Here is a 12,393-nt window from a genome sequence, read left to right on the forward strand (position 1 = left end):
ACTGCTCGTGGTGCGGACGGAGAAGCACAGAGTGTGGGGGGACCGCGGCCGGCCGACGGTGGGGCGGGGAGGTCGTCGGGCGGCCGGTGAACGCTTTGCGGATCACGTCCGACCGTGTCGGGTTCCCTGCATGAAACAGCAGGTTCGGTCTTATGGTCTAACCACCGGACCAGAGCTTTGCCCTATTGTTACGAGCCGGGGTCCGGCGCGTTTACGGGACGGGGCCGGGTGCCCCGGGACAGGCACCCGGCGGCTCAGCGGGGGTCCAGGCCGAAGACGAGCGACTTGATGGTGACCGGGACCGTGCCGGACGGTAAACGCAGCCGGCCGATGTCGACGTAGTCGAAGTCGCGCACGCTCAGGCCGTCGATGACGAGCACGTCCCCGGTGACGTCCAGTTCCTCGCGCAGGAGCCGGCCGAGGGTCAGGGCGACGTCCCCGTCGAGCACGACGTACAGCGGCCGTCCCGCGGCCGTCCGCTCGCGGACGGCGTCCCTGATGCCCCGGGCGAAGGGCAGCAGGCGCTCATGGCTCGGCAGCCCGCTCCACGACAGGGCCAGGGCGATGTCCGCGCCGGTCTGGGTGACGTCGAGGGCGACCAGGTGCCGGCGGATCGCGGCCTCGACCTGTGCCGCGTCCACCACCTCCCCGAGCTCGTGGACCGGCCGCACGACCTGCAGGTTGCGGCGCGGCAGCAGCGCGTCCGGGTCCGAGACGCAGCCCGTGCCGCCGCTCAGCTGGACGCTGTACTCCGAGGCCCCGAGCGCCGTGGCCCGGATGCACTCGCCCGCGGGCAGCAGGGGGTAGGGCAGCGCGCCCGAGTCCACCCGGCGGCGCAGCGCCTGTCCCAGCCGGCGGCCCAGATCGCCGAAGTCGGTGTCCTGGCGCCCGTATACGTACTCCGCCACCCCGCCCGAGAACATCACGCCGTCGATCGGGCCGAGGCCCGGCAGGGGGTCGGTGAGGAACAGGCCGCGGACGGCGGCGGGCGGCTCGTCCTCGGTGACGGCGGCGACCAGCGCGTCCGCCATCGACTCCGCCACCGCCGTCAGCTCCTCGCCGGTGACCGTGTCCCCGGTCTTCCAGGGGAAGCCGGCGCGGGCGGCGTGCCCGCTCCCGGCCGGGTCGAGGCGGACGATGCGGCCCGCGCCGTCGACCACCTGGAGGCGCCCGCCGACGTGCACGGCCGCGGTCGCGGCGACCCGGCCCTCGTCGAGGACGGCGAGCTTGGTGGTCCCGCCGCCGATGTCGATGTTCAGGATGCGCCGGCCGCTGTCGTAGGACGCCTGCGCCGCGCCCGACCCGTAGGCGGCCAGCATCGCCTCCATGTGGTGGCCGGCGCTCGCGTTGACCAGCTCGCCCCCGCGCTCGGCGAGAACGGCCGCGACCGCCTCGGCGTTGCGGCGGCGCAGCGCCTCACCGGTGAGGATGACGACACCGGTGTCCACGTCGGCCGGCTCGACGGCCGCCTCGCGGTAGGCCGAGTCGATGATCGAGCCGAGCGCCGGCGCGTCGATGTGCTCGTCGTCGGCCCAGGGCGTGAGCACCACCGGTGACCGGTGCAGGGTCTCGCGCCGCACCACCACGTAACGGCTCGTCAGGTCCTCGCCGATACGGCGCAGATGCAGCCGGGAGAAGACGACCTGGGTGCCGGAGGAGCCGATGTCCATGCCGACGCTGTGCAGCGTGACGTTGTCCTGCTGCCAGATCGGGTTGTCCTCCAGCGCCCCGTAGTCCTCGTCGTCGTGCAGATGGTCGTGGTCGGGGAGGTACGCCGAGTGAACCGTGCGCACCCCGTGGTCATGGTCGTGTCTTGCGGTGTGCGGCACGGTCCCGCTCCTCGATGGACGTCGCGTGGGTCAGACGGTGGCGGGCTGCTCCGGCAGCGGCGGCAGGGTGGCCAGCTCCGCCTCGTAGACCGCGTCCATCCGCGGCTCCATGCCGTGCTTGGCGAGTGCCTCGCGGAAGGTCTCGCGCACGTACGGCGACTCGTCCGCGTAGTCGATCTGGTCGCCGCCGACGCGCTTGCTGATCCACGCCTTCGGTACGCCCTGGGCGTTGCGCACGGAGACGACCTCGTGTTTGAACGCGAGGTAACGGCCGGGCTCGGTACCGGTGTTGAAGTGCTGGTGGAACCACATGTTGGGAGGCACGATCAGCGTGCCGGGCCCCCACTCGTAGCGGCGCGGCTCCTCGCCCTCCGGCCACATCAGGCTGTAGCCCTCGCCGGAGAGGATGATGACGTGGGCCCCCGGGCCGTGCCGGTGCCCCTTCTTGTACGTCGCGGTCGGGAACTGCGAGATGTGGCTGTTCATCGAGCCCCTGGCCATCGCGAACCGGATGTGCCCGCCTCCGGCGCCGCGCTCCTTGGCCTCGACGAGCGGCAGGTTGACCGCGTCGGCGACGAAGTTCGTGTCGAGCAGCAGGCCCTTCTGCTCGCCCTTGGGGGAGAAGTAGTCGGGCTCGCCGTCGAAGCGGTCCGGGAAGTCCCGCGGGGTGCCGAAGACGAAGCCGGGATCGCCGTAGAGATTGATGACCGGCGGCATGTTCGTCGAGGAGACGAAGCGGGCCGCCTTGCGGCCGGAGCCGTTGAAGTGCTGGTGGTGGGCGTTGAGTGGGACGGCGAAGATCGAGCCGGCCTGCCACTCGAAGGTGACCTCCGCGCCGGAGTCGTTCCAGACCTTGGTCGAGCCCTGCCCTTCGAGGACGAGGATCATCTCCTCGAACAGCTGCCGCTGCGGGGCGAGCCCGCCGCCCGCCGGGATCTCGCAGACGTAGCAGTCGTTGGAGGTGCGGGTGGCCTCGTGGTTGATGAACACGCCCCGGCCGCCGCGCCGTTCCCACGGCTTCAGCTCGACGGTGCGCAGGTCGGGTATGTAGTGGGCGGCGATGATGTCCAGGCCTTCGTCGGCCACCCAGCGCGTGTAGGGGGAGTCCTTCTCGGTGGCGAACTTCGCCGCCAGGGTGTCGTTGACGATCGCGTCCTTGGCCATGAGGGCCCTTCCCGGTCGGCTCGTTCAGCACGACATGTGCTGACATTCACAGGGGGTGGATTGGTAGAACCATAAGGCCACCCCTGGGAGCCGTCAACGAGTCGTACCGAGTCGTCTGCGCCCTTGATCGGCCACTTCGGCCGCCGCTTCGGCGGCCGCGCGCGGATCCAGATAGCGGCCGCCGCGCACGCGCGGCACCAGGTCGTCGTCCAGGTCGTAGCGGAGCGGCAGACCCGTCGGGATGTCGAGGTCCAGCAGCTCCGCGCGGCCGAGCCGGTCGAGACGGGCGGCCAGGGCCCGCAGCGAGTTGCTGTGCGCGACGACCAGCACGGTCCGGCCCGCGCGCAGATCGGGGACGACGGCCTCGCGCCAGTACGGCAGCAGGCGGGCGGTGACGTCCGCGAGCGACTCGGTGCGCGGCAGCAGCTCGCGGGGCAGGTCCGCGTAGCGCGCGTCGTGTGCCACGTCCCCGGTGCCGCCCTCGGGCGCGGGCGGCGGCGCCTCGTCGTAGGAGCGGCGCCACATCCGGAAGCGCTCCGGGCCGAACTCCCGGAGGATCTCGCTCTTCTCGCGGCCCTGGAGGGCGCCGTAGTGGCGCTCGTTGAGCCGCCAGTGCCGGGCGATCGGGGCCGCGGCGCCGGCCGCCTCGACGGCCAGGGCGGCGGTGCGCACCGCGCGGGTCAGGACGGACGTGTGCACCGACTGCGGCACCAGTCCGGCCGCGCGCAGCGACCGCCCGCTGCCGCGGGCCTGGTCCTCGCCGCGCGAGGTCAGGTCCACATCGCTCCAGCCGGTGAACAGGTTCTTGGCGTTCCACGCGCTCTCGCCGTGGCGCAGAAGGATCAGCGTTGGCATGCCGCCGATTGTGACCCCGTGTCCCGTCTCTTGTTTCGCGTTCCGCATATCTGGTCTAATGGACAGACCACCGGACCGGGAAAGTGGCCCAACGGCCTGCCCGTCCGCAGTGGATCCACCGATCGCGAGAGGAAACAGGGACCTTGCCCAAGGTGATCTTCGTCGGCAGCGACGGTCCCGAGTACACCGTCGACGCCACGGTCGGGGACTCGGTCATGGCGGCCGCGGTGAAGAACGGCGTGCCGGGGATCGTCGCCGAATGCGGCGGCAACCAGTCCTGCGCCACCTGCCATGTCTGGGTGCGCGAGGAGTTCGCACAGAGCGTCGGCCCGCCGGGCGACATGGAGGAGGACCTCCTCGACCTCGCCGTGGCCGAGCGCCGCGCCACCAGCCGGCTGGCGTGCCAGATCCGCGTCACCCGGGAGCTCGCGGGCCTGACCGTCGACATCCCCCCGGATCAGCCCTGACCGCGCCGCCCCACCCGGCACCGACGTCCACGACCCGGCCACGGGTCAGTACCTGAAAGGGAAACGGCTGTGCTCAGGAAAGACATCAACGAACTGCTCACCCGGACCGGCCCGGGAACACCGATGGGCGAGCTGTTCCGCCAGTACTGGATCCCCGCCCTGCTGGCCGAGGAACTCCCCGAGAACGACTGCCCGCCGGTGCGGGTCAAGCTCCTGTCGGAGCGCATGGTCGCCTTCCGCGACAGCGAGGGACGCTTCGGACTGGTCGACGAGTTCTGCGCCCACCGCGGCGCCTCCCTCTGGTTCGGCCGCAACGAGGGTTCGGGCCTGCGCTGTCCCTACCACGGCTGGAAGTACGACATCACCGGCCAGTGCATCGAGGTGCCCTCCGAGGCCGACAACAGCAGCTTCTGCCAGAACGTGCAGCTCACCTCGTACCCGCTGGTGCGGATCGGCGACGTGCTGTGGACCTACATGGGCGACCGCGCCACCCAGCCCCCGCTGCCCGAGTTCGAGTGGGTGCACGTCCCGCCGGAGCAGACCTACACCTCCAAGCGCTGGCAGCAGTGCAACTGGCTGCAGGCCTTCGAGGGCGGCATCGACTCCAGCCACGTCACCTTCCTGCACTCCGGCGGCCTGAAGACCGACCCGCTCTTCCGGGGCGCCAAGGGCAACGAGTACAACATGAACGACACCAAGCCCTTCTTCGAGGTCGCCGACAGCGACGGCGGGCTCTTCGTGGGCGCCCGGCGCAACGCCGAGGAGGGCAGGTACTACTGGCGGATCACGCCGTACGTGATGCCGGCGTTCACCATGGTCCCGCCGCGCGGCGACCACCCCGTGCACGGCCACTTCTGGGTACCCATCGACGACGAGAACTGCTGGACGTACTCCTTCGACTACCACCCCGTGCGCCCGCTCACCGACACCGAGCGGCAGGCGATGGCCGACGGCCACGGCGTGCACAGCAAGAACATCCCGGGCACCTACCGGCCGATGGCCAACATGGACAACGACTACCTGATCGACCGGGAGGCGCAGAGGCGCGGCGAGACCTACTCCGGCGTGGCGGGCATCGCCATGCAGGACGCCTCGCTGCAGGAGAGCATGGGCCCGATCGTCGACCGCTCCAAGGAGCGGCTGGTGCCCGCCGACAGCGGGATCATCAAGGCCCGCCAGAAGCTGCGCAAGGCCGCGGTGGCGCTGCGCGACGAGGGCGTGACCCCGCCCGGCGTGAACCCCGAGCACCACAAGGTGCGTTCGGCGGCGGTCGTCCTGCCGCAGGCCGAGTCCTTCCTGGACTCCTGCCGGGACGCGGTCAAGGTGACGCCCGGCGTCCCGCAGGCCTCGGTGTGACATGACGACCCCCACCATGCCGACCACCCCCACCCCGCAGCTGAGCGAGAGCGCCCGCGCGGCCTCGGCGAGCGAGTCCCGCCACCGGATCGACGTACCGATCCGGCCGGCCCGTGCCGCCCGCGTCGTCGCGCTGGACGAGCGCGCGGCGGCCGTCGCCCGCCGGCTGGCCGGACGGCGCTGGGCCCACGCCCGCTTCTACACCGGTGACGGCGACGCGCGCCTGCGCGAACTCGACGGCGCCGCCGCTCCGTTGGAGGAGGTGCTCACCGGCACCGACGTGGTCGTCGTCCTCGCCACCGAGGACGGCGGCCGGGCGGCCGCGGCCGCGATCGGCCGGATCTGCGGGCGGCGCGGCATCACCACCGCGGGCGTGGTCCTCGGCGACGGCTTCGAGGCGGACGACGCGGTCGCCGCGCTGCGACCGTACGCCCGCGTCCTGCTGCTGTCCGCCGACGAGGGCGACGCCTTCGAACTGCTCACCGCACTCAGGGTTTAGGAGGCCCGGCACATGGCCGACAAGGTCACGCTGCGATCTCTGCAGCGGATGAAGGACGAGGGCCGCAAGATCGTCGGCGTCGTCGCCTGGGACTACCAGATCGCCCGGATCGTGGACCGCGCGGGAGTGGAACTGGTCTCCGTCGGCGACACCGTCGGCGTGAACCTGTGGGGTCACTCCAACAACTTCGAGGTGACGATGGACGAGATGGTCGTCGTCGCCCGGGCGGTGCGGCGCGGTGTCGAACACGCCCTGGTGAGCGTCGACTTCCCGTTCGGCCCGCTGCAGGAGGGCACCGACAGCGCCGTCCGGGCCGCGATCCGCTTCGTCAAGGAGACCGGGGTCGACCTGGTCAAGCTGGACGGCGCCGCCGACTTCCCCGAGGCCGTCGAGGCGATCACCCGCGCCGGCATCCCGGTCTTCGCCCAGTTCGGCATCACCCCCCAGACGGCCCTGCGCTACGGCGTCGAGTACAACGCGATCCCCTCCTCCGCCGACCAGGTGCCGGTGGCGATGCAGGACGCGATGGTCGCCGAGGCCAAGCGGCTGGAGGAGGCGGGCGCGGTCCTGCTGAACTTCACCAACTCCGGCCCGGTGGTGGGCGCGGCCGTCGCCGCGGCGGTCTCGGTACCGGTGGTCGGCGGGTTCGGCGGCGGCCCCTGGCTGGACGGCCGGATGCGCATGGCCCACGCGGCCATCGGCTACGCCGCCTCGGCGCTGGACGACCCGCCCGAGACCTACGCCAACGTCGCCCGGATCACGCTCGACGCGATCAGCGCGTACGCGGCGGACGTACGGGCCGCACGCCAGGTCACCGGCGGTGTTCCCGTCCCGCCGGCGACCTGAACCCGGCCTCACGAAGGGAGCACGAACCGTGCCCACGGCCGTCATCGACGCCATCCCCACCCGCTACGAAGTCGCGGGCTCGGGACCGCCCTTGCTGATGTTCTCGCCCGGCGGCTTCGACTCGAGCCTGGAGAGCTGGCGCACGGTCGGCGTCCACCGCCGCCTGCGCCTGCTGGACCACCTGACCGCGAAGTTCACCTGCATCACCTTCGACCGGCGCGAGTCCGGGCGCTCCGGCGGCCGGCTGGAGCGGATCTCCTGGGACTCCTACGTCCGCCAGGGCGTCGGCCTGCTCGACCATCTCGGCATCGACCGGGCCCACTTGATGGGCGGCTGCGTCGGCTGCTCGACCGTGGCGTCGGTCGCGGTGGCCCACCCCGAGCGGGTGCTGAGCATGGTCCTGTACTCGCCCGCCGGCGGCGTCAGGTACCGCATGAAGCAGCACGAACGCTTCGGGCGGCATCTCGCCCACGTCGACGAGCACGGCCCGGAGGGGGTGGTGAGCCTGGCGCGGAGTACGGAGGAGGGCTTCACCAAGGATCCCCGGGTCGGACCGTGGGCCCAAGTGATCCGCCGCGACGCGGAGTTCGCCGCCGCGTACGCCGGCACCGACCCGGCCCGCTACCGGGCGACGGTGTCCGGCATGGCGCGGCTGCTGTTCGACCGCGACACGGTGCCGGGCCCCGAGCCCGAGGATCTGCTGCGGCTGGACGTACCGGCGCTGATCGTGCCGGGCCAGGACACCTCCCACGCGCCGTCGGCCGCGCGGTACCTGCAGGAGTGCCTGCCGGAGACCGAGTACTGGGACGTGCCGGTGGCCGAGCAGACGGAGGAGACGGCGCCGGGGCGGGTGCTGGACTTCCTCGCCCGGAGGTAGGCGCGTCACGGGCGCGGCGACCGCGCGGTCGCGGGGTCGCGGGGTCAGTTCCGGGACGCGAGATCCTCCAGCTCCGCGATCTGCCGCAGCCGCCGCGCGTGCACGCCCCCGTTGAACGGCGTCGTCAGCCACACCTCGACGATCTGCTCGGCCGTCTCGGGCGTGAGGACCTTCGCCGCGAGGACGAGGACGTTGGAGTCGTTGTTCCCGCGGGAGATGCGGGTGCTCCAGAGGTCGTGGCAGAGGCCGGCCCGGATGCCGCGCAGCTTGTTGCAGGCGATGGTCTCACCGAGGCCGCTGCCGCCGAGGACGATGCCGCGGTCCGCGGAGCCGCCCGTCACCTGCCGGCAGACGTCCGCGCACAGCGGCGGGTAGTCGACGGTTCCCTCCTCGTGGCTGCCCCGGTCGTCGACGGTGTGCCCGGCCGCGGTGAGCCAGGCGGTGAGCCGGGTCTTGAGGGCGTAGCCGTTGTGGTCGGCGGCGATGGCGATGCGCATCGGTGTCCCTTCGGCGGGCGAGGCGGTCAAGTGCGGGCGGTGGTGAGGCGGTCCGGCGCAGGCGGTGGTGAGGCGGTCAGCCGCAGGCGGTGGTGGGGCGGTCCGGCGCAGGCGGTGGTGAGGCGGTCGGGCGGCAGGAGTCTGCCGGTCGGCGTCAGGCGGTCAGGGTGCGGGTCGTCTGCGCGAACAACTCGTCCAGCGGCAGGGGCCGTTCGAGAATCCGCTGATCGACCGCGTGCCGCATCAGCCGTTCCAGCACGGCCCGGTTGGGCTCGATCCCGTACGGCAGCGGGTCCGCCCCCGTGATCTCCATGACCCGCCGGTACATGCGGTCGGCGGGGGAGTCGCCCCGGGCGTCCTGCCGCCGGAGCCGGTCCACGTACAACTCCTTGGCGCGGGCGAAGGCGTCGAAGACGTCGGCGGCCAGCTCCGGCCGCTCGGCCAGCAGTTCGTCCCTGATCACCACCAGGTGGTTGACCGGGTACAGCCCCCGCTCGCGCAGCGCCGTGAACCCGGCCTCCTCCGGATCGGGGATCAGCGGAGCGAGCGCCGCCGACGCGGGCCTCGGCCCGATCACGGCGGCCAGGTCGCCCTCGACCAGCGCGTCCTCCAGGGTGCGCCCGGGCTCCAGCGGGACGACGTTCGACGGCGGCCGGAACTCCGCCACGTGCTCGTCGCCGGACAGCACCCACGTCACCTTGTCGAGGTCGACGCCGTACTCCTCCCCGAGGACCGCCCGCGCCCAGACGCCCGTGGTGACCGTGTAGCCCCGGCTGACGCCGACCCGCCGGCCCTCCAGGTCCTTGGGCTCGCGCACGTCGGACGCCGGGTCGTGGAAGATCGCGCCGTGGTGGAAGCCCCGTACCAGGAACGTGGGCACGGCCGTGAAGCGCGCACCGTGCGCCTTCGCCACCAGATACGTCGTGAGCGCCATCTCGCTGACGTCGAATTCGTTCCCGCGCACCATGCGCCGGAACGCCTTCACCAGGACCGGCACTTCCTCGAACTCGAACCTGAAGCCGCGGGGCGTCACCGCACCGGTCTTGAGCGCTTCGTTGCCGCCCTGGGTGCGGGTCACTGTCCTGAGCTGAGGTATCACCATGAGCCGAAAGGTAGCATGGTTAGTCCATTCGTCCATAGACTGTCGCCGACCCCGAACGTGAGGAGACGACGTCATGGCGGAACAGGTGCTGGCGGCCGTGCGAACCGCACCCGGCCGGACCGAACTGCGGGAGTTCCCGATGCCGGACATACCCGACGACGGAGCCCTGCTGAAGGTGGAGGTCGCCGGGATCTGCGGCACCGACGTGAAGATGTACGGCAGGCCACCCTTCACCGACCCGGTGATCATGGGCCACGAGAACGTCGGCGTCATCGCGAAGGCGGGCCGCACCTTCGGCGAACGCAAGGGCCTCGCGGAGGGCGACCGCGTCTTCGTCGAGCACTACGTGGGCTGCTTCCGCTGCGCGTGGTGCCACCAGGGCGAGTACCGCCACTGCGAGGCCACGGACTGGCGCACCAACCCCGACGCCCGCCGCTACGGCTACACCTCGGCGGACCACCCGTACCACCTCTGGGGCGGCTTCGCCCAGTACCTCTACCTGCCCTGGAACGCGGTGACGCACCGCGTTCCGGACGGTGTTCCGGCCGAACTCGCCGGTCTGGTCACGCCGTTGTCGAACGGCATCGAGTGGGCCCTGGTCACCGCGGGCGTCGGCTACGCCTCCACCGTCCTGATCCAGGGTCCCGGCCAGCAGGGCCTGTCCCAGGTCGTGGCGTGCAAGCAGGCGGGCGCCTCGCTGATCATCGTCACCGGCACCACCAAGGACGCCGCGCGCCTGTCCCTGGCGCGGGAGCTGGGCGCCGACCACGTCGTCGACGTGACCCAGGAGGACGCGCTCACCCGCATCCTGGAGATCACCGGCGGCCGGGGCGTCGACGTCGTCCTGGACTGCACCGCGGGCGCCGGCACCGCGCCCGTCCTGCTCGGCATCGACGCGCTCAAGCGGCGCGAGGGCACCATGGTCGTCCAGGGCGAACTGGCCGCCTTCCCCGACTTCCCCCTGAAGAAGCTGACGGAGAAGTCGATCGCGCTCAGAAGCGCCCGCGGCCACAGCTACCGCGCCTGCGAACTCGCCCTGGAACAGCTCGCGTCGGGCCGCTTCCCGCTGGAGAAGCTGAGCACGCACAGCTTCCCGCTCGCCGAGGCCGACCGCGCCATCCGCACGGTCGGCGGCGAGGGCGGCGAGAACGCCGTGCATGTCTCCCTGCTGCCCTGGGCGGCGGCATGAGCATCGTCGTCCGCAACCCCCGTCGCGCCGACCGCGCGACCGTCGACGCGCTCGCCGGCCTCGGCGTCGCCACCGTCCACGAGGCGCAGGCCCGCACCGGTCTGCTCGACCCCGCGCTGCGGCCCGTCTGGTCCGGCGCGCGCATCGCCGGCACCGCGGTCACCGTCAGCGTGCCGCCCGCCGACAACTGGATGCTCCACGTCGCCGTGGAGCAGTGCCGCGACGGCGACGTCCTCGTCGTGGCCCCCACCTCCCCCTCCGAGGCGGGCTACTTCGGCGACCTGATCGCCACGGCTGTCGCCGCGCGCGGCGTGCGCGGCCTGGTCATCGACGCCGGCTGCCGTGACGTCGCCGAACTGCGGCAGATGGGCTTCCCGGTGTGGGCCCGGCACATCAGCGCCTTCGGCACGGTCAAGGAGACCCTCGGCGAGGTGAACACCCCGATCGTCTGCGCCGGACGGCGGATCGCCCCCGGTGACGTGATCGTCGCCGACGACGACGGAGTGGTGGTCGTGCCCCGGCTCGAAGCGGCCACCGTGCTCGCGGCCTCCCGGGCCCGCGAGGAGCGTGAGGCCGCCGTCCGCAAGCGCTACGCCGACGGCGAGCTGAGCCTCGACATCAACGGCATGCGCGAGCGGCTGGCCGCGAAGGGCCTGACCTACGTCGACCAGGAGCCGGCCGGTGATCATTGACATCCACGGCCACTACACGACGGCCCCACCCCGGCACCAGGCGTTCCGCGACGCCCAGTTGGCCCGGCTCGCCGACCCCTCGCTGCCGGCCCCGCGGCCGCCGGACATCAGCGACGACGCGATCCGGGAGAGCGTCGAGCACCACCAGCTGAAGGTGCTGCGCGAGCGCGGCGCCGACCTGATGCTCTTCTCGCCGAAGGCCTCCGGCATGGAGCACCACGTCCCGGACGCGGCCACCGCACGCGACTGGGCCCGCGCGAGCAACGACCTCGTCCACCGGGTCGTCGGCCTCTTCCCCCAGCACTTCGCGGGCGTCTGCCAGTTGCCCCAGACGGCGGGCGGCCCGCTCGACGACGCGGTGGCCGAACTGCGCCGCTGCGTGGAGGGTCTGGGCTTCGTCGGCTGCAACCTCAACCCGGACCCGTCCGGCGGCCACTGGAACTCACCGCCCCTGACGGACCCGTACTGGTTCCCGCTCTACGAGACCATGGCCGAGCTGGAGGTCCCCGCGATGATCCACGTCTCGACGTCCTGCAATCCCAACTTCCATACCCTGGGCGCCCATTACCTCAACGCGGACACCTCCGCGTTCATGCAGTTCGTCGAGGGCGACCTGTTCGCCCGCTTCCCCACGCTGAGGTTCGTGCTCCCGCACGGCGGCGGGGCGGTGCCCTACCACTGGGGCCGCTACCGCGGACTGGCGGTCCGGATGGGCCGTCCCGACCCGGCCGAACATCTCATGGACAACGTCTTCTTCGACACCTGCGTGTACCACCAGCCGGGTATCGATCTCCTGCGAGAAGTCGTCGGCACCGGCAACATCCTGTTCGCCTCGGAGATGCTGGGTGCGGTGCGTGGGGTCGACCCGGACACCGGGATCGCCTGGGACGACACCAAGGAGTACCTCGACCGGGCCGGTCTCACCGGCGAACAGCGCCACCAGGTCTTCGAGGCCAACGCCCGGCGCGTGTACCCGCGCCTGGACGCACGACTCACGGCGGAAGGCAGGTAACCCCACCC

The 12,393-nt window shown here is 71.9% G+C and carries 13 protein-coding genes; 8 read left to right on the forward strand and 5 right to left on the reverse strand.

Annotation, left to right across the window (positions count from 1 at the left end; all coding sequences use genetic code 11):
- Window positions 1-254 precede the first annotated feature (254 nt).
- The 3 genes from ACIRPX_RS01870 to ACIRPX_RS01880 all read right to left on the reverse strand — a co-directional run bounded on the left by ACIRPX_RS01870 (window position 255) and on the right by ACIRPX_RS01880 (window position 3,848).
- Window positions 255-1,829, reverse strand: a complete 1,575-nt coding sequence (locus ACIRPX_RS01870; protein WP_404187303.1) for an ethanolamine ammonia-lyase reactivating factor EutA — start codon at window positions 1,827-1,829, stop codon at window positions 255-257.
- Between the two features lie 30 nt (window positions 1,830-1,859).
- Window positions 1,860-2,993, reverse strand: a complete 1,134-nt coding sequence (locus ACIRPX_RS01875; protein ID WP_404187304.1) for an ethanolamine ammonia lyase-activating protein — start codon at window positions 2,991-2,993, stop codon at window positions 1,860-1,862.
- A gap of 93 nt (window positions 2,994-3,086) precedes the next feature.
- On the reverse strand, window positions 3,087-3,848 hold the full coding sequence (locus tag ACIRPX_RS01880) for a 2,3-diphosphoglycerate-dependent phosphoglycerate mutase (RefSeq protein ID WP_404187305.1): 762 nt from the start codon (window positions 3,846-3,848) through the stop codon (window positions 3,087-3,089).
- Between the two features lie 152 nt (window positions 3,849-4,000).
- Between ACIRPX_RS01880 and ACIRPX_RS01885 the strand changes: the two genes are divergently transcribed.
- From ACIRPX_RS01885 to ACIRPX_RS01905, 5 genes are all read left to right on the forward strand, one after another.
- Window positions 4,001-4,315 (forward strand): 2Fe-2S iron-sulfur cluster-binding protein, encoded by a 315-nt coding sequence (locus ACIRPX_RS01885; RefSeq protein ID WP_404187495.1) that lies wholly within the window; start codon window positions 4,001-4,003, stop codon window positions 4,313-4,315.
- Between the two features lie 69 nt (window positions 4,316-4,384).
- Complete coding sequence (locus ACIRPX_RS01890; RefSeq protein WP_404187306.1) at window positions 4,385-5,671, forward strand: Rieske 2Fe-2S domain-containing protein; 1,287 nt, start codon at window positions 4,385-4,387, stop codon at window positions 5,669-5,671.
- 1 nt (window position 5,672) lies between these two features.
- The gene (locus ACIRPX_RS01895) at window positions 5,673-6,170 is read left to right on the forward strand and encodes a 3-methyl-2-oxobutanoate hydroxymethyltransferase (RefSeq protein WP_404187307.1); all 498 of its coding nucleotides are present in this window, start codon (window positions 5,673-5,675) and stop codon (window positions 6,168-6,170) included.
- Between the two features lie 12 nt (window positions 6,171-6,182).
- Window positions 6,183-7,016, forward strand: a complete 834-nt coding sequence (locus ACIRPX_RS01900) for a 3-methyl-2-oxobutanoate hydroxymethyltransferase (RefSeq protein ID WP_404187308.1) — start codon at window positions 6,183-6,185, stop codon at window positions 7,014-7,016.
- 28 nt (window positions 7,017-7,044) lie between these two features.
- Window positions 7,045-7,893 carry an alpha/beta fold hydrolase gene (locus ACIRPX_RS01905; RefSeq protein WP_404187309.1) on the forward strand — a complete coding sequence of 283 codons (849 nt, stop codon included), beginning with the start codon at window positions 7,045-7,047 and terminating at the stop codon, window positions 7,891-7,893.
- A gap of 44 nt (window positions 7,894-7,937) precedes the next feature.
- On the opposite strand, the gene ACIRPX_RS01910 is transcribed toward ACIRPX_RS01905, so the two are convergent.
- Both ACIRPX_RS01910 and ACIRPX_RS01915 read right to left on the reverse strand, forming a co-directional pair.
- Entirely contained in the window at window positions 7,938-8,390 is a 453-nt protein-coding gene (locus tag ACIRPX_RS01910) for an RpiB/LacA/LacB family sugar-phosphate isomerase (protein ID WP_404187310.1), read from the reverse strand.
- Between the two features lie 154 nt (window positions 8,391-8,544).
- The gene (locus ACIRPX_RS01915) at window positions 8,545-9,492 is read right to left on the reverse strand and encodes an ABC transporter substrate-binding protein (RefSeq protein WP_404187311.1); all 948 of its coding nucleotides are present in this window, start codon (window positions 9,490-9,492) and stop codon (window positions 8,545-8,547) included.
- A 73-nt stretch (window positions 9,493-9,565) separates the two neighbouring features.
- Between ACIRPX_RS01915 and ACIRPX_RS01920 the strand changes: the two genes are divergently transcribed.
- From ACIRPX_RS01920 to ACIRPX_RS01930, 3 genes are read left to right on the forward strand one after another with little or no spacing between them, the layout of a single operon-like run.
- Window positions 9,566-10,681, forward strand: coding sequence for a zinc-binding dehydrogenase (locus ACIRPX_RS01920; RefSeq protein ID WP_404187312.1), 1,116 nt, complete (start codon window positions 9,566-9,568; stop codon window positions 10,679-10,681).
- Window positions 10,678-11,373 (forward strand): 4-carboxy-4-hydroxy-2-oxoadipate aldolase/oxaloacetate decarboxylase, encoded by a 696-nt coding sequence (locus ACIRPX_RS01925; RefSeq protein WP_404187313.1) that lies wholly within the window; start codon window positions 10,678-10,680, stop codon window positions 11,371-11,373. Before ACIRPX_RS01920 ends, ACIRPX_RS01925 begins: the two co-directional genes overlap by 4 nt.
- Entirely contained in the window at window positions 11,363-12,385 is a 1,023-nt protein-coding gene (locus ACIRPX_RS01930) for an amidohydrolase family protein (protein ID WP_404187314.1), read from the forward strand. The genes ACIRPX_RS01925 and ACIRPX_RS01930 overlap by 11 nt, the downstream gene beginning before the upstream one ends.
- Window positions 12,386-12,393 lie beyond the last annotated feature (8 nt).

It is taken from the genome of Streptomyces sp. NPDC101225 (assembly GCF_044767585.1).
Taxonomy (GTDB): Bacteria; Actinomycetota; Actinomycetes; order Streptomycetales; family Streptomycetaceae; genus Streptomyces.